At 56.9% G+C, this 22,265-nt stretch carries 22 protein-coding genes; 10 read left to right on the top strand and 12 right to left on the bottom strand.

Translation table 11 applies throughout. The features are described 5' to 3' along the window. The first annotated feature begins 39 nt into the window (after nucleotides 1-39). Nucleotides 40-1,107 (top strand): hypothetical protein, encoded by a 1,068-nt coding sequence (locus FBY12_RS06735; RefSeq protein WP_145252206.1) that lies wholly within the window; start codon nucleotides 40-42, stop codon nucleotides 1,105-1,107. Nucleotides 1,108-1,687: 580 nt separating this feature from the next. Here the strand turns inward: FBY12_RS06735 and FBY12_RS06730 are convergent. Further along, the gene (locus FBY12_RS06730; protein WP_145252204.1) at nucleotides 1,688-1,882 is read right to left on the bottom strand and encodes a hypothetical protein; all 195 of its coding nucleotides are present in this window, start codon (nucleotides 1,880-1,882) and stop codon (nucleotides 1,688-1,690) included. A 60-nt stretch (nucleotides 1,883-1,942) separates the two neighbouring features. Here FBY12_RS06730 and thpR point away from each other — a divergent pair, with 60 nt between their 5' ends. Beyond that, nucleotides 1,943-2,479 (top strand): RNA 2',3'-cyclic phosphodiesterase, encoded by a 537-nt coding sequence (gene thpR, locus FBY12_RS06725; protein WP_145252202.1) that lies wholly within the window; start codon nucleotides 1,943-1,945, stop codon nucleotides 2,477-2,479. 111 nt (nucleotides 2,480-2,590) lie between these two features. On the opposite strand, the gene FBY12_RS06720 is transcribed toward thpR, so the two are convergent. The 5 genes from FBY12_RS06720 to FBY12_RS06700 form a co-directional block, all read right to left on the bottom strand. Continuing rightward, complete coding sequence (locus FBY12_RS06720; protein ID WP_121734424.1) at nucleotides 2,591-3,688, bottom strand: polyamine ABC transporter substrate-binding protein; 1,098 nt, start codon at nucleotides 3,686-3,688, stop codon at nucleotides 2,591-2,593. A 223-nt stretch (nucleotides 3,689-3,911) separates the two neighbouring features. Continuing rightward, complete coding sequence (locus FBY12_RS06715; RefSeq protein WP_145252200.1) at nucleotides 3,912-4,796, bottom strand: ABC transporter permease subunit; 885 nt, start codon at nucleotides 4,794-4,796, stop codon at nucleotides 3,912-3,914. Continuing rightward, a complete protein-coding gene (locus tag FBY12_RS06710; protein WP_121734422.1) occupies nucleotides 4,793-5,707 on the bottom strand; it encodes an ABC transporter permease subunit in 915 nt (304 codons plus the stop codon). Before FBY12_RS06710 ends, FBY12_RS06715 begins: the two co-directional genes overlap by 4 nt. Continuing rightward, nucleotides 5,704-6,846 carry a polyamine ABC transporter ATP-binding protein gene (gene potA / locus FBY12_RS06705; RefSeq protein ID WP_145252198.1) on the bottom strand — a complete coding sequence of 381 codons (1,143 nt, stop codon included), beginning with the start codon at nucleotides 6,844-6,846 and terminating at the stop codon, nucleotides 5,704-5,706. Before potA ends, FBY12_RS06710 begins: the two co-directional genes overlap by 4 nt. Nucleotides 6,847-7,187: 341 nt before the next feature. Further along, complete coding sequence (locus FBY12_RS06700; protein ID WP_145252196.1) at nucleotides 7,188-7,949, bottom strand: gamma-glutamyl-gamma-aminobutyrate hydrolase family protein; 762 nt, start codon at nucleotides 7,947-7,949, stop codon at nucleotides 7,188-7,190. Between the two features lie 280 nt (nucleotides 7,950-8,229). Between FBY12_RS06700 and FBY12_RS06690 the strand changes: the two genes are divergently transcribed. The 6 genes from FBY12_RS06690 to FBY12_RS06665 all read left to right on the top strand — a co-directional run bounded on the left by FBY12_RS06690 (nucleotide 8,230) and on the right by FBY12_RS06665 (nucleotide 15,158). Then, a complete protein-coding gene (locus tag FBY12_RS06690; protein WP_145252194.1) occupies nucleotides 8,230-9,606 on the top strand; it encodes a glutamine synthetase family protein in 1,377 nt (458 codons plus the stop codon). 211 nt (nucleotides 9,607-9,817) lie between these two features. Further along, on the top strand, nucleotides 9,818-11,308 hold the full coding sequence (locus tag FBY12_RS06685; protein WP_145252192.1) for an aldehyde dehydrogenase: 1,491 nt from the start codon (nucleotides 9,818-9,820) through the stop codon (nucleotides 11,306-11,308). A gap of 52 nt (nucleotides 11,309-11,360) precedes the next feature. Next, complete coding sequence (locus FBY12_RS06680) at nucleotides 11,361-12,647, top strand: FAD-binding oxidoreductase (protein ID WP_121757459.1); 1,287 nt, start codon at nucleotides 11,361-11,363, stop codon at nucleotides 12,645-12,647. A 680-nt stretch (nucleotides 12,648-13,327) separates the two neighbouring features. After that, entirely contained in the window at nucleotides 13,328-13,876 is a 549-nt protein-coding gene (locus FBY12_RS06675) for a cupin domain-containing protein (protein ID WP_008068184.1), read from the top strand. 88 nt (nucleotides 13,877-13,964) lie between these two features. Next, nucleotides 13,965-14,435, top strand: a complete 471-nt coding sequence (locus tag FBY12_RS06670) for a GNAT family N-acetyltransferase (protein ID WP_145252190.1) — start codon at nucleotides 13,965-13,967, stop codon at nucleotides 14,433-14,435. Between the two features lie 291 nt (nucleotides 14,436-14,726). Next, nucleotides 14,727-15,158 (top strand): hypothetical protein, encoded by a 432-nt coding sequence (locus tag FBY12_RS06665; protein WP_145252188.1) that lies wholly within the window; start codon nucleotides 14,727-14,729, stop codon nucleotides 15,156-15,158. A 556-nt stretch (nucleotides 15,159-15,714) separates the two neighbouring features. On the opposite strand, the gene FBY12_RS06660 is transcribed toward FBY12_RS06665, so the two are convergent. Both FBY12_RS06660 and FBY12_RS06655 read right to left on the bottom strand, forming a co-directional pair. Further along, nucleotides 15,715-16,326 (bottom strand): DUF4225 domain-containing protein, encoded by a 612-nt coding sequence (locus FBY12_RS06660; protein ID WP_256663271.1) that lies wholly within the window; start codon nucleotides 16,324-16,326, stop codon nucleotides 15,715-15,717. 94 nt (nucleotides 16,327-16,420) lie between these two features. After that, nucleotides 16,421-16,921 (bottom strand): Hcp family type VI secretion system effector, encoded by a 501-nt coding sequence (locus FBY12_RS06655; RefSeq protein ID WP_145252185.1) that lies wholly within the window; start codon nucleotides 16,919-16,921, stop codon nucleotides 16,421-16,423. A gap of 378 nt (nucleotides 16,922-17,299) precedes the next feature. On the opposite strand from FBY12_RS06655, the gene FBY12_RS06650 reads away from it, so the two are divergent. Continuing rightward, on the top strand, nucleotides 17,300-17,734 hold the full coding sequence (locus FBY12_RS06650; RefSeq protein ID WP_145252183.1) for a hypothetical protein: 435 nt from the start codon (nucleotides 17,300-17,302) through the stop codon (nucleotides 17,732-17,734). An 8-nt stretch (nucleotides 17,735-17,742) separates the two neighbouring features. Here the strand turns inward: FBY12_RS06650 and FBY12_RS06645 are convergent, their stop codons facing one another. Then, the gene (locus FBY12_RS06645; protein ID WP_256663270.1) at nucleotides 17,743-18,360 is read right to left on the bottom strand and encodes a DUF4225 domain-containing protein; all 618 of its coding nucleotides are present in this window, start codon (nucleotides 18,358-18,360) and stop codon (nucleotides 17,743-17,745) included. A 45-nt stretch (nucleotides 18,361-18,405) separates the two neighbouring features. Beyond that, nucleotides 18,406-18,699 (bottom strand): fructose-bisphosphate aldolase, encoded by a 294-nt coding sequence (locus FBY12_RS06640; protein WP_145252179.1) that lies wholly within the window; start codon nucleotides 18,697-18,699, stop codon nucleotides 18,406-18,408. 646 nt (nucleotides 18,700-19,345) lie between these two features. Here FBY12_RS06640 and FBY12_RS06635 point away from each other — a divergent pair. Continuing rightward, nucleotides 19,346-19,768, top strand: a complete 423-nt coding sequence (locus FBY12_RS06635) for a hypothetical protein (protein ID WP_145252177.1) — start codon at nucleotides 19,346-19,348, stop codon at nucleotides 19,766-19,768. Nucleotides 19,769-19,918: 150 nt separating this feature from the next. Here FBY12_RS06635 and FBY12_RS06630 read toward each other — a convergent pair whose 3' ends face one another. Together FBY12_RS06630 and FBY12_RS06625 are read right to left on the bottom strand one after the other, a co-directional pair. Next, entirely contained in the window at nucleotides 19,919-20,119 is a 201-nt protein-coding gene (locus tag FBY12_RS06630) for a PLD nuclease N-terminal domain-containing protein (RefSeq protein ID WP_092280366.1), read from the bottom strand. 281 nt (nucleotides 20,120-20,400) lie between these two features. Next, on the bottom strand, nucleotides 20,401-22,110 hold the full coding sequence (locus tag FBY12_RS06625; RefSeq protein ID WP_145252175.1) for an amidase: 1,710 nt from the start codon (nucleotides 22,108-22,110) through the stop codon (nucleotides 20,401-20,403). Nucleotides 22,111-22,265 lie beyond the last annotated feature (155 nt).

Raw genomic sequence — 22,265 nt, 5'->3', positions numbered from 1 at the left:
GGGCAGTCCGCCCGGCGTCGCCTGCAGGACACCGCGATCTTGGACCTGCGTTCGCTGATCGTCGCCGTGTTGTTGGTCTTGGCCGGATGCGCCACGCCTGCGCGCGCGCCGGTGGTTGCCCCGGCGGTTTTCGTCGCGCCCGCCACTTGGCAGCAGGTTGATCGGGAGATCGTCGCCGCGTCGCAATCGGCCACCGAACAGACCAAAATCTACGCCCGTGGCGCCATGGATTATTGGCGCACGCGGGTTTACCAATTGACCGAAGAAAACTTCATTCCCTGGTTCAGCAGCTATTGGACCCAGGAATGGCTGTCGATGAAGGTCAGTTGGTATTCGATCAGTTCGCAGGGTGAGCAGGATGCGTCGGCCAAGCGTTTGGCCGCGTATTTGCTGGAGCAATATCAGCAGCGGGTCTTGGCGCCGGCAGCCGTGGAAATTGATCCCGAGGCGATTCTCGGTTTGGCCACGGCGTTCTACGTCGACATCCTGCAGGAAGAATTGCAGCGCATTTCCCAGCGCCACGGCGTGCCGATGGCGCAACTCAATGGGCGCTTGCAGAAAGTCCCGGCGATTGCCCTCGGGCCGCCGCCGGCGCGCAATGCTTCGCTGTATCAGTTGATGCAAGCCGAGCCGTTGAACACGTTGCCGGCGTATGCGGCGCTGATCGACAAGATCCACAAGGCCGGTGGCGACAAAGGTGTGGATTCCACCGATACGGCGATGGCGCCAGTAGCCAAGCGCGCCAGCCAACGCATGGAAGCCGAAATGGCCCCGCGCGGCGCGGCGAGCGCGGTGGCAGCAGCGGCGGGGCGCTTTGCCGGCGGTTTGATTACGGTTGGCGTGGCGGGGATCCGCGCGATTCTTCAGGCCAATGACCGACCCGACAGTGAAGCGCTGATTCGCAGCAGTCTGGGCAATACCTTCGATAAAGCCTGGACCAAACTGGTGCAAAACCCGACCACCGGGGTAATGGCGGGGACGCTGTACATCGCCGGGCAGGTCGAGGGCAGCCTCGGCGGACGCGCTGAAGTATCGTCGGTCAGCTCAAACAGTGGCGCTGTCGATTGGAACCCGCCGCAAGCGACCAGTGAGCAGATGTCACCGTGATTGATGGCATTCATGGTTGAACCGACTTGTGAGGTGAGGCAGCTAATCTGAGCTGAGACAGGTTTGTGGGGTGAGTCAGCACCTGTTGGGTGAACCAGCTCCTGTTGGCTGAACCAGATTTCGTGAGGTGAACCAGATTATGAGGGGTGAACCAGATTCCTGTGGCGAGCGAGCTTGCTCGCGTTGGGCTGCGCAGCGGCCCCTGTTTGTTGGCCCTGAAAGAAGGGGAGTGCTGCGCACTCCAACGCGAGCAAGCTCGCTCGCCACAGGATTTGTTGTTGGCCAGAAACCGTGGTTTTGTCCTGGATCGTGAAGCAGATTATGTGAGGTAAACCAGATTATGTGGGGTGAACCAGATCCCTGTGGCGAGCGAGCTTGCTCGCGTTGGGCTGCGCAGCGGCCCCTGTTTGTTGGCCCTGAAAGATGGGGAGTGCTGCGCACTCCAACGCGAGCGAGCTCGCTCGCCACAGGTTTTGTTGTTGGCCAGAGACGGTGGTTATTTCCGGAATCGTCTGGCCAGACACAACCACCCGCGTCAATCCGCTGCTGTCCGATGGTGAACGGCTGATCTCTGGCGGGATCACTCCGCCGACGGGGTGATCCGGCAACTTTTGCGGTTGCGGATTTCGCTATCCGTCGGCCGCTCCCGCACAAACTCGAAACGCGGCTCACCTTCGCTATAGTGAACCAGCCAGCCCCAATCCAGCTCGGCTTCATCCTGGCCGGGTTGCGGCGGCATCGCCCACCACGGCTCTTTGCTGATGATCTGTCGCATGGCGCCCTCCGGTTGATGCGGTTGGTTCAACTATAACGTGCATGTCCGGAGGTGCCAGGCGTGAGCGACGAATCCCATGAGCCGAGCAAGCGGCTGTTCTTCGCCCTGAGCTGCGCGCCCGAGCAGCGCCGGGCGATTGCGCAGTGGCGCAGCGCCTTGCAACTGCGTCACGGACGCCCTGTGCCGGCAGAAAACTTTCACCTGACGCTGTTGTTTCTGGGCGACGTGGGGCTGGCGCAGATTGCTGATATTTGCAGCGCCGCAGCGAAGGTCCGCGTGCCGGGCGTGGCGTTGCGCGTCGCGCTGGATCGTCTGGATGCCTGGCGCAAATCCGCAGTGCTGGTGCTGGCCTCGGAGCAGGCGCCGCCGCCGCTGTTGCGGTTGGTGTATGCGCTGGAGCAGGCGATGTTGCCGTTTGGTTTTGCCGTTTTGCCGAAGGAGTTTCGCCCGCATTTGACCTTGATGCGCGACTATCGATTGCCGTTGCCTGAGGTTGCGGCGCCGCCGGAGTTCGTCCTGCGCGCCGAGCATTTCACCCTGTTCGAATCGCACAAGGGCCGCTATCGAGCGCTGGCCGAATGGCCGCTGCTGTCCTGAATATCCAGCAGGAATTTGATCGTTCCCACGCTCCGTGTGGGAATGCAGCCCGGGACGCGCCGCGTTCCATCCACTCCCGAACGCCGAGCGCGGAAACGATCAGTGAGGTGATTACTTGCCGAGTTTTACCCGCGTCCAGCCACGCGTCATGACGCGTTGCACGCCAATTGGCATGTCGGGAATTGCGTACAGCGTCGCCATCACTGCTAGCGACGGATACGAGCCCGGATCGTCGCGAATCGCTTCATCCACCAACGGCGTCGCGGCGGCATTGGCGTTGCTGTAGCCGATGTTGTTGGTGATCTCGGCGATGATGTCCGGGCGCATCAGGAAGTTCATGAACAGGTAGGCGTTGTCGACGTTCGCCGCGTCCCGTGGGATCGCGACCATGTCATAGAAGCTGCCGGCGCCTTCCTTCGGAATGCTGTAATCGATCTTCACTTTGTCGCCAGCCTCCTTGGCGCGCGCCTTGGCTTGCAACACATCGCCGGAATAACCGACCGCCACGCAGATGTTGCCGTTGGCCAAATCAGAGATGTACTTCGAGGAATGGAAGTACGCCACCGACGGCCGAATCTTCATGAACAGCGCTTCGGCTTCGGCGATTTGCGTTTTGTCCTGCGAGTTCACCGGGTAACCCAGATAGTGCAGCGCGGCCGGCAGCATCTCGGTCGGCGAATCAAGGAAACTGATGCCGCAAGCTTTGAGTTTTTCCGCGTTCTGCGGTTTGAACAGCAAGTCCCAGGAGTTGGTTGGCGCATCGGCCCCGAGCACTTCCTTGACCTTGGCCGGGTTGAAACCGATACCGATCGAGCCCCACATGTACGGGAAGGCGTGCGCATTGTCCGGGTCGCTGGCCGAGGCGTTTTTCAGCAGCACCGGATTAAGGTTTTTCCAGTTCGGCAGCTTCGATTTGTCCAGTTCCTGATAGACGCCAGCCTTGATCTGCTTGGCCAGGAAGCTGTTCGACGGCACGACGATGTCGTACCCGGATTTACCCGCGAGCAGGCGTGCCTCGAGGGTTTCATTGCTGTCGAACACGTCGTAGGTGACGCGGATACCGGTCTCGTCTTCGAACTTTTGCAGCGTGTCCGGGGCGATGTAATCCGACCAGTTATAAACGCGCAAAACCTTGTCGTTGGCCTGGGCAACCGTCGCCATGGCGCCCAATAAGGACAGTGTCAGCAGAGCCCTGCCAAACATTTTCATCGGTACAACTCCATTCTTTTTTATTCAAAACACAAGCGTGTGGCGAGTGAGCTTTCTGTGGCGAGGGGGCTTGACCCCGTTCGGCTGCGAAGCAGTCGTAAAACCAGTGAGCGCGGTGTACCTGATACACCTCGGTTGCAGGTTTTGGGGGCGCTTCGCGACCCAACGGGGGCAAGCCCCCTCGCCACAGGGTTGGTGTTCACTTGACCGATCAGCAGCAACCTCAGGCCGTCGCTCCGGCTCTTTGGCTGTTGGGTTGTGTCCACGATTCATTGGCCGTCTGGTCCATCGCTTCCTGGATCGCACGTTTGCGGTTGGCTTCGGCGCGGCGGCTGAAGTACCAGACCATGAACGTAACGATCGACACCGCCAACAGAATCAGGCTCGCCACCGCGTTGATCTCAGGTTTCACGCCCAGACGCACCGCCGAAAACACCTCCATCGGCAGCGTCGTCGAACCCGGCCCGGAAACAAAACTTGCCAACACCAGGTCATCCAGCGACAGCGCAAACGACATCATGCCGCCCGCCGCCAGTGACGGCGCGATCATCGGAATGGTGATTAAAAAAAACACCTTCAACGGCCGCGCGCCGAGGTCCATCGCCGCTTCTTCAATCGACAGATCCAGCTCACGCAAACGCGCCGAGACCACCACCGCCACATACGCTGCACAGAACGTGGTGTGGGCAATCCAGATAGTGACGATGCCGCGTTCCATCGGCCAGCCGATCATCTGCGCCATCGCCACAAACAGCAGCAACAGCGACAGACCGGTGATCACCTCCGGCATTACCAGCGGCGCCGTCACCAACCCGCCGAACAGCGTGCGACCTTTGAACCGCGTAACCCGCGTCAGCACGAACGCCGCCAGCGTGCCCAGCGCCACCGCCGCAATCGCGGTGTAAAAGGCAATTTCCAGCGAGCGCACGACCGAGCCCATCAGCTGCGTGTTGTCGAGCAAACCGACGTACCACTTCACCGACCAGCCGCCCCAAACCGTCACCAGTTTCGAGGCGTTGAACGAGTAGATCACCAGAATCAGCATCGGCAGGTAGATAAACGACAGGCCGAAAACCAGCATGAACTTAGAAAATCCGAAGCGTTTCATCCCCGTGCCTCCATCTCTTTGGCCTGGCTGCGGTTGAACAGCAGAATCGGCACAATCAGGATCAACAGCATCACCACCGCCAGCGCGGACGCTACCGGCCAATCGCGGTTATTGAAGAACTCTTGCCACAGCACACGCCCGATCATCAGCGTCTCCGGGCCGCCCAGCAGTTCTGGAATCACGAACTCGCCGACCACCGGAATGAACACCAGCATGCAACCGGCGATGATGCCGTTCTTGGCCAGCGGCACGGTGATTTTCCAGAAATTGTTGAAGTTGCTCGAACCCAGGTCCGACGCGGCTTCCAGCAGGCTGTTGTCGTGCTTGACGAGGTTGGCGTAGAGCGGCAACACCATGAACGGCAGGTAGGCGTAAACCACGCCGATGTACACCGCCGTGTTGGTGTTGAGGATCTCGATCGGTGCCGAGGTCAACCCGCTCCACATCAGGAATGCGTTGAGCAAACCGTTGTTGCTGAGGATGCCCATCCACGCATACACGCGGATCAGGATCGCGGTCCAGGTCGGCATCATGATCAACAGCAGCAGGACGTTTTGCGTTTCCTTGCTCGCTTTGGTGATCGCGTAGGCCATCGGAAAACCGATCACCAGGCACATCAAAGTACTCAGCAGCGCGACTTTCAACGAGCCGAGGTACGCCGAAACGTACAGCTCATCCTGGGTCAGCAGGCTGTAGTTGCCGAGGTTGAGCAGCAGTTCGAATTTCTGCTCGGCAAAGGTGTAGATCTCCGAGTACGGCGGGATCGCCAGCGCCGCTTCCGAAAAGCTGATTTTCATCACCAGAAAGAACGGCAGCATGAAGAACAGGAACAGCCAGATGAACGGAATCCCGATCACCACTTTGCGCCCGCTGGGGACCAGTCTGAGGAATTGCTGATTGAAGGTTTTCATGAGCGCAGTACCACGCCGCTGTCGTCTTCCCACCACACGTAGACCTGATCGTCCCAGGTCGGACGTGCGCCCCGGCGTTCGGCGTTGGCCATGAACGACTGCACGACTTTGCCGCCCGGCAGTTCAACGTAGAACACCGAGTGGCCGCCGAGGTAGGCAATGTCGTGGACTTTGCCGCGGGACCAGTTGTAGCGAAATTCCGGTTGGGTGGTGCTGACGAGCATTTTTTCCGGGCGGATGGCGTAGGTGATCGACTTGTCCTGCACCGAGGTGCTGACGCCGTGACCGACGTAAATCTTCTGTTCCAGATCCGGGCTGTGGATGATCGCGTGACCTTCCAGGTCCTCGACCACGGTGCCGTCGAAGGCGTTCACGTTGCCGATGAATTCGCAGACCATGCGGCTGACCGGCGCTTCGTAAATGTCCACCGGGCTGCCGATCTGGGCGATCCAGCCGAGGTGCATGATCGCGATGCGCTCGGCCATGGTCATGGCTTCTTCCTGGTCGTGCGTAACCATTACGCAGGTCACGCCGACCCGCTCGATGATCTGCACCAACTCAAGTTGCATCTGCGAACGGAGTTTTTTATCCAGCGCGCCCATCGGTTCGTCGAGCAGCAGCAACTTCGGCCGTTTCGCCAGCGAGCGGGCGAGGGCGACGCGCTGACGCTGGCCGCCGGACAACTGATGGGGTTTGCGTTTGGCGTATTGGGTCATGTGCACCAGACGCAGCATTTCTTCGACGCGAGCGTCGATTTCGCTGGCGGACAAACGATCCTGCTTGAGGCCGAAGGCAATGTTCTGCGCCACCGTCATGTGCGGGAACAGCGCGTAAGACTGGAACATCATGTTGATCGGCCGCTCGTACGGCGGCATGTCGGTGATGTCGACGCCGTCGAGCAGAATCCGCCCTTCGGTTGGCCGCTCGAAGCCTGCGAGCATGCGCAGCAGGGTCGATTTGCCCGAGCCGGAACCACCGAGCAGGGCGAAGATTTCGCCGTGATGGATTTCCAGGGACACGTCGTCCACGGCCACGGTTTCGTCGAACTTTTTGGTCACGCGATCGATTTTCACCAAGACCTTTTTCGGTGCCTGATGACCTTCAAGAGCCTTCCTGTAAGTGCTGGAGGCGTTTGCCATTTGAAACTCCCAACAGGTTTCAGTCGTCGGGCCAACGCGGCCTGACTTAATAGTTGATTGCAAGCCCTGCCGGTACGGATGTCCCTTGTAGGAGCAAAGCCTGCTCGCGATGAGGGCCTGGCAATCGACATCAATGTTGAATGTTCGACCGCCATCGCGAGCAAGCTTTGCTTCTACAGGGGTAATCCATACCGCTCGGGCTTATTCGGCGCCGCCATCCTGGCTGCCTGGTGGTGCTTGTTGTTGTCGTGTTGCGTTTTTTACGCGTGAAGAAGCAGCGCGCGTCGGCGCACCCGCCCGTTCACCGGGGCAGTTAAATCGATAGATGAGGGTTTAAGTCGTCAGCGTTTTTTACGCAGCGCCGCGCGTTGCCGGCACGCGTCGCCAAACGCCTGGAAAATTCTCAAATAAGCAGGGTTGTCCAGCACCTGCCATTCCGGGTGCCATTGCACGCCGAGCGCAAAAGCCTGGCTGTCCACGACCGAAATCGCCTCGATCAAACCGTCCGGCGCCACTGCCTCGCAGCGCAGGCCCGGTGCCAGTCGATCAATGCCTTGGCTGTGAATCGAGTTGACCTGAAACTCGGCCGGCAACTCCAGCGCTTCGAACACGCCGCCGGGCTGCACCGCCACCGCGTGGGCCGGTGCGTATTGCACCGCCAACTCGGGACTGTCCGCCTCGCGGTGATCGAGCATGCCGGGCAGCTCATGGACCTTCTGATGCAGGCTGCCGCCGAGCGCCACGTTCATTTCCTGAAAGCCACGGCAAATGCCCAGCACCGGAACACCGGCGGCAATCGCTGCGCGCAATAAAGGAAGAGTTGTGGCGTCCCGCGCCGGGTCGTGATCCGTGCCCGGAGCACTGGCGGGGCCTTGATAGTGGATGGGTTCAACATTGGACGGGGAGCCGGTCAGCAACAGACCGTCGAGCTGCGCGAGCAGGTCGTCGATTTCCGTCACTTGGCCCAGGGAAGGAATGACCACGGGCAACCCCAAAGCCGCGACGCTGACAGCACGCAAGTACTTGTCGCCGCTGACGTGGTAGGGGTGCGGGCCAATCTGTTTGACGCACGCTGTAACGCCGATCAATGGCTTGAATGCCATTTTTATCACCTCGAAGTTTCACACTTGAACGAGCTTTTCCGGAGCTTAGCCTTGTTGATTTTAATTAACAACTCTCATGTAAAAAATTCTAAACGCCGACCGTCCGATGCTCAGGATCTGCGCGGGTCTGGCGCCTTGATTGGCACTCTCGTGCCCATAAAAGGCCCGGGAATAAAGGTTGAAAGGCCAAGTGTTCGCTATTGACTTCACTTTGCCGTTCGGGTTGACTGGCCTCGCTACACCGTAGTGAACATAATAATTAACAGCTAATAGGTGCATCATGTCGGTCCCTCTGCGTACCGTTCAACTCAACGAAGCAAACGCATTCCTTAAGAAATATCCTGAGGTTTTGTACGTCGACCTTCTGATTGCGGATATGAACGGTGTGGTGCGCGGCAAGCGCATCGAACGCACCAGTCTTCATAAGGTTTACGAAAAAGGCATCAACCTCCCGGCGTCGCTGTTTGCTCTGGATATCAACGGTTCTACGGTGGAAAGCACCGGCCTGGGTCTGGACATCGGCGACTCAGACCGAATCTGCTACCCCATCCCCGACACCCTGAGCATCGAGCCTTGGCAGAAGCGCCCAACCGCGCAATTGCTGATGACCATGCACGAACTTGAAGGCCAGCCGTTTTTCGCCGACCCGCGTGAAGTTCTCGCGAATGTGGTGCGCAAATTCGATGAAATGGGCCTGACCATCTGTGCGGCGTTCGAGCTTGAGTTCTATTTGATCGATCAGGACAACGTCAACGGTCGTCCGCAATCGCCGCGCTCGCCGGTGTCGGGCAAGCGTCCGGTGTCGACTCAGGTGTATCTGATCGATGACCTCGACGAGTATGTCGATTGCCTGCAAGACATTCTCGAAGGCGCGAAAGAGCAGGGCATTCCTGCCGACGCGATCGTCAAGGAAAGCGCCCCGGCGCAGTTCGAAGTCAACCTGCATCACGTCAACGACCCGATCCAAGCCTGCGACTACGCGGTGTTGCTCAAGCGTCTGGTGAAGAACATCGCCTACGACCACGAGATGGACACCACGTTTATGGCCAAGCCGTATCCGGGCCAGGCGGGCAATGGTTTGCACGTGCACATTTCGATTCTCGACAAGGAAGGCAACAACATCTTTGCCAGCGAGGATCCCGAGCAGAACGCCGCACTGCGTCACGCGATCGGCGGTGTGCTCGAGACCCTGCCGGCGCAAATGGCTTTCCTCTGCCCGAACGTCAACTCGTACCGCCGTTTCGGCGCGCAGTTTTACGTGCCGAACTCGCCGAGTTGGGGCATCGACAACCGTACCGTGGCGGTGCGCGTGCCGACCGGCTCGCCGGACTCGGTGCGCATCGAGCACCGCGTGGCGGGTGCAGATGCCAACCCGTACTTGTTGATGGCGTCGGTGCTGGCCGGGATTCACCACGGCTTGACCAACAAGATCGAGCCCGGCGCCCCGGTTGAAGGCAACAGCTACGAGCAGAACGAGCAGAGCCTGCCGAACAACCTGCGCGACGCACTGCGCGAGCTCGACGACAGCGAAGTCATGGCCAAATACATCGACCCGCTGTACATCGACGTATTCGTCGCGTGCAAGGAAAGCGAGCTGGCCGAGTTCGAGAACTCCATCTCCGACCTTGAGTACAACTGGTATCTGCACACGGTTTAACGGGGTGGGCTGTTGGGTTTGATGTTGGATGTGATGGCCTCATCGCGAGCAAGCTTTGCTCCTACAGTTTTGCGACGTGCACAATTTCTGTGCCCGACACAAACCCGTAGGAGCAAAGCTTGCCCGCGATGACGGCCGCGCTATCACCACTGCAATCACCTGACACGCCATGTCCCAACGATCACTCATTCCCCCGCGTCGAGTCACAACAATGACAAACACTCGCAGTGACTGGGAGCAACGCTTTCAGTCCTTATCCATCGAAGGTCGGGCTTTCATCGACGGCCAATACCGCGATGCACTCAGCGGTGACAATTTCGAATGCATCAGCCCGGTTGACGGCCGTTTTCTGGCCAATGTCGCCAGCACCGACGAAGCCGACGCCAACGCCGCCGTCGCCGTCGCGCGGCGGACCTTCGAGTCCGGCGTCTGGGCGCGCCTCGCACCCGCCGAGCGCAAAACAATCCTCATTCGATTCGCCGATCTGATCCTCGCCAACCAGCAAGAATTGGCGCTGCTCGAAACCCTCGACATGGGCAAACCAATCAGCGATTCGATGAACATCGACATCCCGGCGACCGCCAATGCGATCCGCTGGAGCGCCGAGGCCATCGACAAAATCTACGACGAAGTCGCCGCCACGCCGCACGACCAACTCGGCCTCATCACCCGTGAACCTGCGGGCGTGGTCGCCGCCATCGTGCCGTGGAACTTCCCGTTGATCATGGCCAGTTGGAAGTTCGCCCCGGCGCTCGCGGCGGGCAACTCGTTCATCCTCAAACCGTCGGAAAAATCCCCGCTGACCGCGATCCGCATCGCGCAGTTGGCACTCGACGCAGGCATTCCGAAAGGCGTGTTCAACGTCCTGCCAGGTTACGGCCACACCGTCGGCAAGGCGTTGGCGTTGCACATGGACGTCGACGTGCTGGCCTTCACCGGCTCGACCGCGATTGCCAAGCAACTGCTGATCTACGCAGGGCAAAGCAACATGAAACGCGTATGGCTCGAAGCAGGGGGGAAGAGTCCAAACGTGGTGTTCGCCGACGCGCCGGATTTGCGCGCGGCAGCACAAGCAGCGGCGGGCGCGATTGCTTTCAACCAGGGCGAAGTGTGCACCGCCGGTTCGCGGTTGCTGGTCGAGCGTTCGATCCGCGAGCAGTTCATTCCGCTGCTGGTCGAAGCGCTGCAAGCGTGGAAACCGGGGCACGCACTCGACCCGGAAACCACCGTCGGCGCGGTCGTCGATCAGCGCCAATTGGACAACGTTTTGCGCTACATCCAGGTTGGCAAGGACCAAGGCGCGCAACTGATCGCGGGCGGCAGCCGCACCCTCGAAAGCACCGGTGGCCTCTACGTGGAACCGGCGATTTTCGACGGTGTGACCAACGCCATGACCATCGCCCAGGAAGAAATCTTCGGCCCGGTGCTGTCGCTGATCACCTTCGACACCTTCGATGAAGCGCTGGCGATTGCCAACGACAGCATCTTCGGTCTGGCGGCGGGCGTGTGGACCAGCAACCTGAGCAAGGCCCACACCTTCGCCCGTGGTTTGCGCGCCGGCAGCGTCTGGGTCAATCAGTACGACGGCGGCGACATGACCGCGCCGTTTGGCGGGTTCAAGCAGTCGGGTAATGGTCGGGACAAATCGCTGCATGCGTTCGACAAATACACCGAACTCAAAGCGACCTGGATCAAGCTCTGACACCTCTACAACGGCGGCCGCCGGCGATTGCCGACGGCCATCGGAGAACTTTATGAAGCACACCACACATGTAAACAGCTACTACGCCGCCACCCGCAATTTCACCGGCGATTTTCCGGTGCTCGAACAAGCGGTGGACTGCGACGTCTGCGTGATCGGCGCGGGTTACACCGGTTTGTCCTCGGCACTGTTCCTCGCCGAAGCGGGCTACAGCGTGACCGTGCTCGAAGCCGCCAAAGTCGGCTTCGGCGCCAGCGGTCGCAACGGCGGGCAACTGGTCAACTCGTACAGCCGCGACGTCGACGTGATCGAAGAACGTTACGGCGACAAGACCGCCGAAGTCCTCGGCAGCATGATCTTCGAAGGCGCCGACATCATCCGTTCGCGCATTCAGCACTACGACATCCAGTGCGACTACAAGCCCGGTGGCATTTTCGCCGCGCTGAACAAAAAGCAACTCAAAGGCCTGGCCGAGCAGAAAAACAGTTGGGAGCGCTACGGCAACAAGAACCTGCGAATGCTCGACGCGGCGGATATCCAGCGCGAAGTCGGTTGCGACAACTACGTCGGCGGTTTGCTCGACATGCAGGGCGGCCATATTCATCCGCTGAACCTGGCGCTCGGTGAAGCCTCGGCGATCATCGGCCTGGGCGGCAAAATCTACGAACAGTCGGCAGCGGTGGAAATCACCTACGGCGAGCCGATCACCGTGCGCACCGCCAAAGGCCTGGTCCGCGCCAAGTATTTGCTGATCGCCGGCAACGCCTATTTGCCGCAAGACCTCGACAACCGCGTGACACGTAAAAGCATGCCCTGCGGCTCGCAAATCGTCGTCACCGAACCGCTGTCCGAGCGAGTCGCGCGCAGCCTGATCAAAAACGATTACTGCGTTGAAGACTGCAATTACTTGCTCGATTACTACCGCCTCACTGCCGACAACCGATTGCTGTACGGCGGCGGCGTGGTCTACGGCGCGCGTGAGCCGGACGACATCGAGCAGTTGATCAAGCCGAAAATCCTCAAGACCTTCCCGCAGTTGAAGGACGTGAAAATCGACTACCGCTGGACCGGCAACTTCCTGCTGACCATGTCACGCATGCCGCAATTCGGCCGCATCGAGAAAAACGCCTACTACATGCAGGGCTACAGCGGCCACGGGGTGACGTGCTCACACCTGGCCGGAAAACTGATCAGCGAAATGATCCGCGGCGACGCTGAACGCTTCGATGCTTTCGCGTCTCTACCGCACATGCCGATGCTCGGCGGCCGCACCTTCCAGGCCCCACTCACCGCCATGGGCGCCGCCTACTACGCCCTGCGCGACCGCTTCGGCATCTGACCACGCAATATCTGTAGGAGCTGGGCTTGCTCGCGAAGACGTCGGTACGGTCAGAATTGCTGTCTCCTGACCCACCGCCATCGCGAGCAAGCTCAGCTCCCACAGAATCTCCATGCCAAACAAAAAACTGCGCCCAACCACGGTCAATCTGTGGGAGCTGAGCTTGCTCGCGAAGACGTCGGTACAGTCAGAGTTGCTGTCACCTGACCCACCGCTTTCGCGAGCAAGCTCAGCTCCTACAGAATCTCCATGCCAAACAAAAAACTGCACTCAGCCACGGTCAAACTGTAGGAGCGAAGCTTGCTCGCGAAGACGGCGGTACAGTCAGAACTGCTGTCACCTGACACACCGCCATCGCGAGCAAGCTCAGCTCCCACAGGATCTCCATGCCAAACAAAAAACTGCACCCAACCACGGTCAATCTGTGGGAGCTGAGCTTGCTCGCGATGAGGCCCTGTCAGTCACCATCAATCCCGCTAGAGCCGCCAAAATCGCAACCTGACTCAACCCCGCCAGGCTTTTTTACCCCCCACCCATCGAACCTGCTGAGCAACACCCGCAAACGTGATTTAATACCCGCCTTTCACGTTTCTGGGACAGGGAAGCGGCGTACCTCGCGGCCAAAAGTCGCCCGCCATCCACCCCCATAACCCCTTAAGTCGTTCACACATAAGGCTGTCATGGACACGGGCTCACGACTCAAATTAGTACGCGAAAGCTACAAACTGTCCCAGCGCGAGCTGGCCCGGCGTAGCGGCGTCACCAATGCCACCATCTCCCTGATCGAACAGAATCGCGTCAGCCCCTCCGTCAGCTCACTGAAAAAACTGCTCGAAGGCATCCCCATGTCCCTCGCAGACTTCTTCACCTTCGACCAGCCGCCGCGCGAGCACCAATACGTATTCCGCGCCAATGAACAACCGGATCTCGGCCGTCATGGCCTGCGATTGCTGCTGATCGGCGCTTCCGTGCCGAGTCGGCAGATGCGCTTGCTGCGCGAGCAATACGCGCCGGGTGCGAGCTCGGGTGAGGAACCCATCGTGCACGCTGAAGGCGAGGAGTGCGGGCTGGTGACGCGCGGGACGGTTGAGTTGACCGTGGATGGGCAGATCAGCGTGTTGAACGCGGGCGATGGGTATTACTTCCCGACCACGCTGCCGCACCGGTTTCGCAATATTGGCCAGGATGAAGCGGAAATTATCAGCGCGAATACGCCGGCTAACTTCTGATATGTATTTGATGTAATGCCCCAAGGCCCCGCCAGCAATGGACGGGGCTTTTTAGTTCTCCGTCCACGGATGGTAAATGGAGATTGAGATGTTCGACATCAGACGTGCCGTTCACAGCGATGCTCAAGTCGCGTTCGACATACGCCTTCGCGCGATCCGCCATCAATGTATCGGTGCGTACACCGCAGAACAGATGCTGGCCTGGACGGCTGGCGCTGCCGAGGATGGTTACGACGTTTTGATGGATAAGTATTTTTATCTGGGATGTGTGAAGGGTGAGCCGGTGGCGACCGGGATGCTGGATTTGGAGGGCAGGGAGATTGGGGCAATCTTCGTATCGCCGGAGTTCATGGGGCGCGGGATCGGCCTGAAAATCCTCAATCATTTGGAAGCACTGGCGCGGGATCTGGGACTAGCCGAAGTGAAACTGGACGCAACTTTAAATGCAGCGGATTTCTATCGCAGATGCGGGTACGTTGGCCAGGAAGTGTCTATTTACCATTCGCCTTCTGGGCTTCGGTTAGCTTGTGTGCCAATGGTGAAAGAGCTCGTAGGTTAAGTTGATGCGAAAAGTTTATAGGTCGATTTGAATGTACTGATCTGTCGCTTTTTTTGGTGGTTAATACTTTAAAAAGCGAAATATCTTACATACATCTCCTTTTGGTGGCATGGGCATGTGCGATTAGCAGGATAATTCTGTAAGACCATTCTGATATTGCAGAGATAAGGGTTTTTTCTGCATTACACAAATCAATTGAGGTTAAAATTCAGCGGCATAGCGAGATGTTGCGTCCAGAGTTTGTATTTTGCTTGTCGGAAATATTAATTTCAATAGTGTGAGAATAAATTCGTGCGTATCAAAAATACTGTGGATGCAGTTGTTATATTTTCCTTGTCGCTTATCCTCTGTTGGGTTTATACAATTTTCTTTATCTGGTTGCTCAGAAAACTTGTACCTCTCGAAGGAATGATTCTGCAAGCCATGACAGTCTTGATGTTTCTGATATTCGGAGTTATGCATTATTTTTATTATGCGCCAGCGCTAAAGGCTCATTTGACAGGGCTTTCAGGGCCTCCTAAAAAGTCACCGTTGTTTGTTATATGTTTTGACATGGTGGGTGGTTCGATGCTGTCTACATTTTTCATTATGGCATTTGTTGAAGAATTTTTTTTCTTGGATGAGGCCATGCATATAGTTGTAACCTATTCGGTATTCGTCGTTTTAATATCAACTTTATTTATGAGATTCAAAATGAAGCTTGGGCCCCCTCGTCGGCGATGAGCTAAAACGTTGAGTGTGTTCGCTTCTGTCGGGAAGTGATCTGCTCTTTCTGATAGCTCTGATTGGTTGACGCTTAGAGGTAATTAAATCCACTATCGTCCATGCTTGGTCCTCTCTATGAAATTACGGAATATCGGCAATTATATTAGAATGCTCCCGTTGATATTATTGTGCACAGGTTTCTGCACGATGGTGATCATGTCGTTGATACGCAAGTTGGTGCATCTAGAGAATTTTTACCTAGTGATTACTTGGGTGATAATTCATATGGTTTTAATTGCTTTCGCATTTGCCTACGATGTTCCAAAGATGCATCACCTTTGGTTCGGTGGATCCGGAAAAATTAAGAGAACAAGCACCTTTGCGTCTTGGGTTGGAATTTTTTTTGGTTCGGCAATGCTTACACTGGTCTTTATTTCGCTAGTGGAAGATATGGCTTTATTATTCGGAATTCCGTTCTACTTGTTTGTTTGTGGTGCGTTTCTCATTTTCCTAGGTTTCATGATCGTCGTCAGTTTTGGTCTGTTGAATCGAATACGCAAATAGTTAGATATGCTCAATGTTCGCTAGCTTGCTGACGAGGCTGCGCGGATTTGCTTTCATCTATTAACGTTTTGATTGTCAATGAGTCTACCAAACCTTCGAACGCCAAAGTCAGCTTTCCCAATTGCTTGTAGGCGTGCTTATAGTTTAGTGGGTCATGGGTGAATAATTCAGTTGAATCTCGTCTGCGGACTAGTTTTAGCATGCCATGCATGGACAGTATTAGATCGGCAGAGTAGTAAGCGATGTTGCCGTTTTGAATGCTCCCGAATTGCATCTGATAAAATTTCCGGACAGGCCCAACTGCATTAGGTGCATCAGGACCGTGGTAGATATTTCCCGCGCCCTCGTAAACGTTATTGACGCCGTGGGCAATGTACGGGATGCCAAACATCGCGCTGGCCCCTCTGGAAGTGCCTATGATTGAGAGGCCTGATTGAACTTGCATGGCCCCTGCAGCAACGGTCACGCTGTTTTGAGCATAAAATGTTGCCTTCGCTGACAACTCCGCGCATTCCAAGCTGATTTCTTGTAAGGCCTCCTGCGCACTGATAATTCCTTCGTCTACCGCGGCGATGATTTCATTCGCGTAAGAAGAAACAATCGAACTGAATTGAATCTGCATAAAGCTATCGAAAAACTGAGTCGCGCCCAGTGTGCAACCGAACGCGACCAGGTCTGACGCGGCTCTTGTTACGTCATGTATGTCGCACGTTGACTCATTCACTCTGGTTGCCCCAAGTGCTGTAAGCGCTTGTGCCTGCCTGAATGTGTGTCCAGCTGATATCGCGGTATCTGATGGAGACCACTTCTTGAGGTTGGGCTTCATTCATATGGAGGGCGTGGGGGACTTGCAGGGTGATGTGGGCAATTCGTGCGCCGGTCAGTTTGATTGCATAGTATTTATCCTGGCCGCCGGCCGGGGAGGTTCTGTAGAGGTTGATGGTGCAGTCGACTTCTTCTTGTTCGTGCAAGGCGGTTGCCAACAGTGGTGAGGCTTTATCAATGTTTTTGGTGATTATGATGGGCATGTGTTGACCCCGCCCATTTGAGGTGCCGCCATCGTTGCCCGCGATCATGTTGTGCGAGTAGGCCAGCACCATTATTTCGTCTTCATGGCCGATTTGGCATTTGTTGCCAATGGAACTGACGCTGGAACAACCGGCGGAAATCAGACCTTGTCTGTTACCCGTTATGCTCATGTAACTAATGCTCGCCACGAATATATCCTTTTAGTAAGTGACCATCGTGCATCAGGAGATGCTCGGAGACAGGAGCTTATGGGGTTTATCTGTTGAGTTGGCTGTTGAGATGGAAATCAGAACCGTCTTACGGTCACTCGGATAATCCGACTACAGAAGTTGCCCATGGATAAACCCATGCACGCAAAAAACCCGCAAAGCTGCGGGTTTTGTATGACTTGAATGTCCGATGATTAGGTTAATTCTGTAAGACCATTCCCATGTTACAGGCATGAGTATTTTTTCTGTTTTAAATAGCTTAATAAGGGTTAAAATCCAGCGCCGCAGCGATACCCGTTTCGTCCTGCTGCCAATTTTTTTTGATAGTTGCAACTATTGACGGGTGGGAGGTTGATCATGATGAAAACGAAAGATATTCGATATTACATATGGGTGTGCTCCATGGTATTTGGATGTGCGGGATTTTATATGGTGATAATCGTCGGAGGCGTGAAACAATTCATTTCGGTGGATAGCAGTTTGTTTCAGATGATCCAAATAGTCGCATTCCTGATAATGAGCGTTTGCGGATTGTTTTTCTATATCCCCAGGCTACGCAATGTATGGTTAGGCGGGACAATGGAGGAAAAATATCTAAGCCTTCCGGGATCCTGGATTGGGATCGTGCTTGGCTCAGCAACTGGAACGATGATTTTTCTTCCGCAAGTTAAAAAAATACAAATTGTGAGTCATGTGCCTGTAGTGTTAATGACTGCTATGTTGTTTTTTTTCTTTGCGCTAATTCTGATGGTGGTCAGTTTTCGTAATAAAGCTTCTCGGCGGGCTCGCTGAACCATTTTTTATTTGTTTTCAGTTAGAGCATTAGCTGTATTAATTTCGTTAATAATTGATGTAGTAGTTATCCCATCTATAATTGCCTCGAACGCTAGTGCTGGCTTTCCTAGCTGTTTATAGGCCATTTGATAATTGAGTGGGTCGCGGCCAAACAACTGCACCGAGTTAGGTCTGCGGACGAAGCTGGCCAACCCCTGGATCGATAAATACAAGTCGACGGAGTAGTAAGCCATATTACCCGTCTGGGGATCTTCCAATTGCTCCTGGTATATTTTGCGAATAGGGCCTACGACGCTGGGTGCTCCTGGGCCATTATAAATATTTCCAACCCCTTCATAGATATTGTTAACTCCATGTGCGATCAGCGGTCCGCCGACTATCAGACCCAAACCTCTGGTATTCCCTAGCTTGGATATTCCTGATTCCAGTTGCATAGCGCCTGCGATAACCCCGGCGCCGTTTTGCGTATAAAACAGCGCTTTCGAAGATAGCTCCGCGTATTCCAAGCTGATTTCTTGCAAGGCCTCCTGCGCACTGATAATTCCTTCGTCTACCGCGGCGATTATTTCATTCGCGTAAGAAGAAACAATCGAACTGAATTGCCCATGGATTAACGCAGGCACGCAAAAAACCCGCAAAGCTGCGGGTTTTTTATGACTTGAATTTAGTTACTTTGGTTCTGATTCATCAAACCCACGCTGCTCAATCACGCGAAATACGTCGTTGATATCCTGGAGCAAAATCCGCGCGATGTTGGTGACGGTGTTGATGTCGTGTTCGGCGTAGTCGGGGAGGCTGGTGCAGGCCATGAGGTTGAGGTATTTGAGCACGGCGTTGAGGCGTTCGCTGAGGCAGTTATGCAGTTCCCGGATGGGCGCGTTGGCGTCGATGTGGAGCACAGGGTAGTCGGTTGCGAGTTGGGACATTGGGGTGAAACGGCGGGGCGAATTATTAGTTGTCATAGGTTCGATTCTGTATGAAGGAATTAACTGTCACCTCTTTGCTGCGAAACAATTGGGTGGCAACTGTGCGCGGGTTCGCAGACCGAGGCGAATCAAACCCGGCAGACCCTAGGGCCTCCCACGCACAGCCGCCATAAATAAGGCTCAGGCGCAGTCCGCCTGGATGTCCTATGACGGAGCAGGAGTGATTCTATTCGGTAGGGCTGCGAAACCCTATCGCCAATTAGGTCAGCGACGGATCGAATATAGGTACCCAACCACCCACTCACAACCCGGCGGCAGAAGGCCTGTACGACCAGTGTGGCGATACCAGTCTCCCACCCTGAGCCCGTGCCGCCCTTATAAACCGGCCATTACAACCCCTCTTCGGAAATCGGCGACAGAACATTGCGGACACTTCGCAGCCCAACACACACAAGCTCCCTCATCGCAGAGGCTGTTTTCCTACAACATTTTCAGACGTTGATCTAAGCAATCTCACCGGTATCGGAACGTATTTCCCTGGCGCGCAAAAAAGCCATCAACGCCTAAGCTCCGCCACTGGAACTATTCCTGCGGCTGATGTCAATCTGATAGCCTTTCGCGGCGCTCAGAAATGCAGTTAAAGCAGTGCCAGGCTGTTCCTGGTTAATCATGGAAGTGTGAAATGAGACTAGTCCTTGCCGTTCTATTGATGTTCAGTGGTTACGCTTTTGCCAGTTGCGGCAACATTGCTGACAACGATCAGCGGGCTTACTGCATGGCGAAAAACAATGGCCAGAGCTGCGGCAATATCCAGAACTCGGATTTGAAAGCGGCGTGTGTTGCCGAGATGAATGGCGGCTCCTGCGGCAACATCAGCGACAATGACCAGCGCGCTTACTGCATGGCGAAGAACAACGGCCAGAGCTGCGGCAATATCCGGGATTCGGATTTGAAAGCGGCGTGTGTTGCCGAAATGAATGGCGGTTCGTGCGGCAATATTTCCGACAATGACCAGCGTGCGCTGTGCGCGGCGAAGCAGGACGGTCAGAGCTGCGGCAATATTCGTGACAGTGATTTGCGCAGTCAGTGTGAGGCGCAGAAGTAGGCAGGGAAGATGGTGGTGGCGAGAGGGTTTCGGGGCGTTTCGCGACCTATCGGGGGCGAGCCCCCTCGCCACAGGTTTGATGTTCGCGGAAAGATTTGAGCAGGCATAAAAAAGCCCCGGATTAACGGGGCTGTTTTTTATGTGCTTGGGCTATTGCGCACGGTGGGTGCTGTGTTTCGGCCCGGCGAGTGCCCAGGCGATCAGGCCAAACAGTGGCACAAACACGATCACGACGATCCACACGCCTTTGTTGTCGACCTTGCTGCCGCTCTTGATCACTTTGTTGATTGCCCACAATTCAATAATTACCAGTACTGCCGCGAGCGCGATCCAGACGTATTCGATTTGCATTAGCCACCTCCTGAGTGTCATGTCGTTAGGTAGGCGAAGGCGGGCAGGGTTCATTAAATTTGTGAATTGAACGCGAGTTTCGGGGGTTGGAAGGCAAATCCCCCAAGACAACCTCAACCCTGTGGCGAGCGGGCTTGCCCGCGTTGGGTCGCGCAGCGGCCCTGATACATGCAACCGCGGAGCGTCAGTTGCACCGCGGGCAATGGTTTTGCGACTGCTGCGCAGTCGAACGGGGGCAAGCCCCCTCGCCACAGGGTGTTTATGTTGCTGCAGACGTGCGTTTAGCCAGCGGAAAGTGCCGGGGTACGCGGCGGAATCTGGCGTTTTGACCCGGTCGCCTCAAACGCTGCAGCCAACCGCAACAACACCGAATCATCGTAAGCACGCCCGGCAAATGTCAGCCCGACCGGCATGCCAATATCCGCCATCACACCCATCGGCACGGTCACCGTTGGCACGCCCAAATGGCGGATCGCCAAATTGCCGTTGGCCACCCAAACGCCGTTGCTCCAGGCAATGTCCGCCGACGCAGGGTTCACATCGGCATCCGCCGGCCCGACATCGGCCACCGTCGGGAACAACACCGCGTCCAGCCCCAACCCATCCATCCAGTCTTCGAGGTCGAGCTTGCGCGTCTGCTCCAGTCCGCGCAGGCCGTCCGGCACGGTGCTGATCTGGTCCCACGGGGTGATGCCACGCTCGGCCATGCGCACGTATTCGTCCATGCCCGCCGCCAAGTCGCCCTCGCGATTGGGCAGGGTGCCGGGGTCGTGCGGGAAAATCAGCGGGCCATCGACGTCGGCCAGACGGTTCAACTTCGGATCACCGTTGGCCTGCAGGAAATCATCAAACGCCCACGCCGTCAGGTCCCACAATTCATGGTGCAAAAACTCCTTGGACACGATGCCGCGATTGAACACGGTCGGCGCGCCCGGACGATCGCCTTCGCAGTTGGACACCAGCGGAAAGTCGACTTCAATCACTTCAGCGCCAGCCGCTTCGAGCGCCTGACGGGCCTGTTTCCACAAGTCGATCACCGACTCGCGCGTGTTGATCCGCTGCCCCGTCGGGCCGCCGATGCCCGGCGCCTCGGAGGTGCCCGCGTCGGCGTCAGCATTGATGTACATGCGCGGCACGCCGAGGCGTTTGCCGGCCAGCGCTTCGGGTTTCGCGGCAAGTTCGGCGTACGACGCCGGGCGCACCGAAGCCACGCTCGGGATCGGCACCCACGGCTGCATGCGCCACAAGTCGCCACGGGTTTCCGTGTCTTCGGCGACCACCACATCCAGCACTTCCAGCAGGTCGGCCATGGTCCGGGCGAACGGCACGACCACGTCCATGGTCGGCGTCAACGGCCAGTTACCGCGCACCGAAATCACCCCGCGCGAAGGCGTGTAGGCGCACAGGCCATTGTTGGAGGCCGGGCCGCGACCGCTCGACCAGGTTTCTTCCGCCAGACCGAACGCAGCGAAACTCGCGGCAGTCGCGGTGCCGGCGCCATTTGACGAGCCCGAGGCGAACGGCGCAGTCAGGTAATCGGCGTTGTACGGGCTCTCGGCGCGGCCATAAACCCCGCGCTGCATGCCGCCATTGGCCATCGGTGGCATGTTGGTTTTGCCCAGGCAAATCGCCCCGGCGCCGCGCAGGCGTTCGACGGTAAAGGCATCGCGATAGGCGACCAGATCGGCGAAGGCCGGGCTGCCGGACGCGGCGGTCAAACCTTTGACCAAATAGCTGTCCTTGGCCGTGTAAGGAATGCCATCGAGCGGGCCCAGCGTTTGACCTTTGGCGCGACGGGCGTCGGCCGCTTTTGCCTCGTTGAGGGCTTCGGGGTTGCGCACCACCACGGCATTGAGGGCAGTGGCGGTGGCGGCGCCATCGTAGGCGTCGATTCGCGCCAGATAGGCCTGCACCAACTCAACGGCCGTGGTCTGCCCCGATTCGAGCGCAGCGCGCAGCTCGGCAATGGAAACCTCGGTGACCTCGATCATGTTGTTCTCTCAAATGGGCTGTTCGTAAAGGGACGGGTGCACCGCGTGGGGTGCCAGCGTCCGGGAAATCTCAGTGCGCTATTTAACACCAAGCCGCGCGATAGAGGCAGCACCGTGAGGGCAGAGGGAGTTGTGTCACATGAAGATACAAAACC

The sequence above is a fragment of the Pseudomonas sp. SJZ131 genome (genome assembly GCF_007828705.1).
Taxonomy (GTDB): Bacteria; Pseudomonadota; Gammaproteobacteria; order Pseudomonadales; family Pseudomonadaceae; genus Aquipseudomonas; species Aquipseudomonas prosekii.
Note: the sequence above shows the minus strand (reverse complement) of the source record. Positions and strands in the feature narration are given on the sequence as shown.

Bases quoted from the DNA above. Each gene is read 5' to 3' on its own strand.
- FBY12_RS06730 (WP_145252204.1), bottom strand. From the start codon at position 1,882: ATGCGACAGATCATCAGCAAAGAGCCGTGGTGGGCGATGCCGCCGCAA.
- FBY12_RS06720 (WP_121734424.1), bottom strand. From the start codon at position 3,688: ATGAAAATGTTTGGCAGGGCTCTGCTGACACTGTCCTTATTGGGCGCC.
- FBY12_RS06715 (WP_145252200.1), bottom strand. From the start codon at position 4,796: ATGAAACGCTTCGGATTTTCTAAGTTCATGCTGGTTTTCGGCCTGTCG.
- FBY12_RS06710 (WP_121734422.1), bottom strand. From the start codon at position 5,707: ATGAAAACCTTCAATCAGCAATTCCTCAGACTGGTCCCCAGCGGGCGC.
- potA (WP_145252198.1), bottom strand. From the start codon at position 6,846: ATGGCAAACGCCTCCAGCACTTACAGGAAGGCTCTTGAAGGTCATCAG.
- FBY12_RS06700 (WP_145252196.1), bottom strand. From the start codon at position 7,949: ATGGCATTCAAGCCATTGATCGGCGTTACAGCGTGCGTCAAACAGATT.
- FBY12_RS06690 (WP_145252194.1), top strand. From the start codon at position 8,230: ATGTCGGTCCCTCTGCGTACCGTTCAACTCAACGAAGCAAACGCATTC.
- FBY12_RS06685 (WP_145252192.1), top strand. From the start codon at position 9,818: ATGACAAACACTCGCAGTGACTGGGAGCAACGCTTTCAGTCCTTATCC.
- FBY12_RS06680 (WP_121757459.1), top strand. From the start codon at position 11,361: ATGAAGCACACCACACATGTAAACAGCTACTACGCCGCCACCCGCAAT.
- FBY12_RS06675 (WP_008068184.1), top strand. From the start codon at position 13,328: ATGGACACGGGCTCACGACTCAAATTAGTACGCGAAAGCTACAAACTG.
- FBY12_RS06670 (WP_145252190.1), top strand. From the start codon at position 13,965: ATGTTCGACATCAGACGTGCCGTTCACAGCGATGCTCAAGTCGCGTTC.
- FBY12_RS06660 (WP_256663271.1), bottom strand. From the start codon at position 16,326: ATGCAGATTCAATTCAGTTCGATTGTTTCTTCTTACGCGAATGAAATC.
- FBY12_RS06650 (WP_145252183.1), top strand. From the start codon at position 17,300: ATGATGAAAACGAAAGATATTCGATATTACATATGGGTGTGCTCCATG.
- FBY12_RS06640 (WP_145252179.1), bottom strand. From the start codon at position 18,699: ATGACAACTAATAATTCGCCCCGCCGTTTCACCCCAATGTCCCAACTC.
- FBY12_RS06635 (WP_145252177.1), top strand. From the start codon at position 19,346: ATGAGACTAGTCCTTGCCGTTCTATTGATGTTCAGTGGTTACGCTTTT.
- FBY12_RS06630 (WP_092280366.1), bottom strand. From the start codon at position 20,119: ATGCAAATCGAATACGTCTGGATCGCGCTCGCGGCAGTACTGGTAATT.
- FBY12_RS06625 (WP_145252175.1), bottom strand. From the start codon at position 22,110: ATGATCGAGGTCACCGAGGTTTCCATTGCCGAGCTGCGCGCTGCGCTC.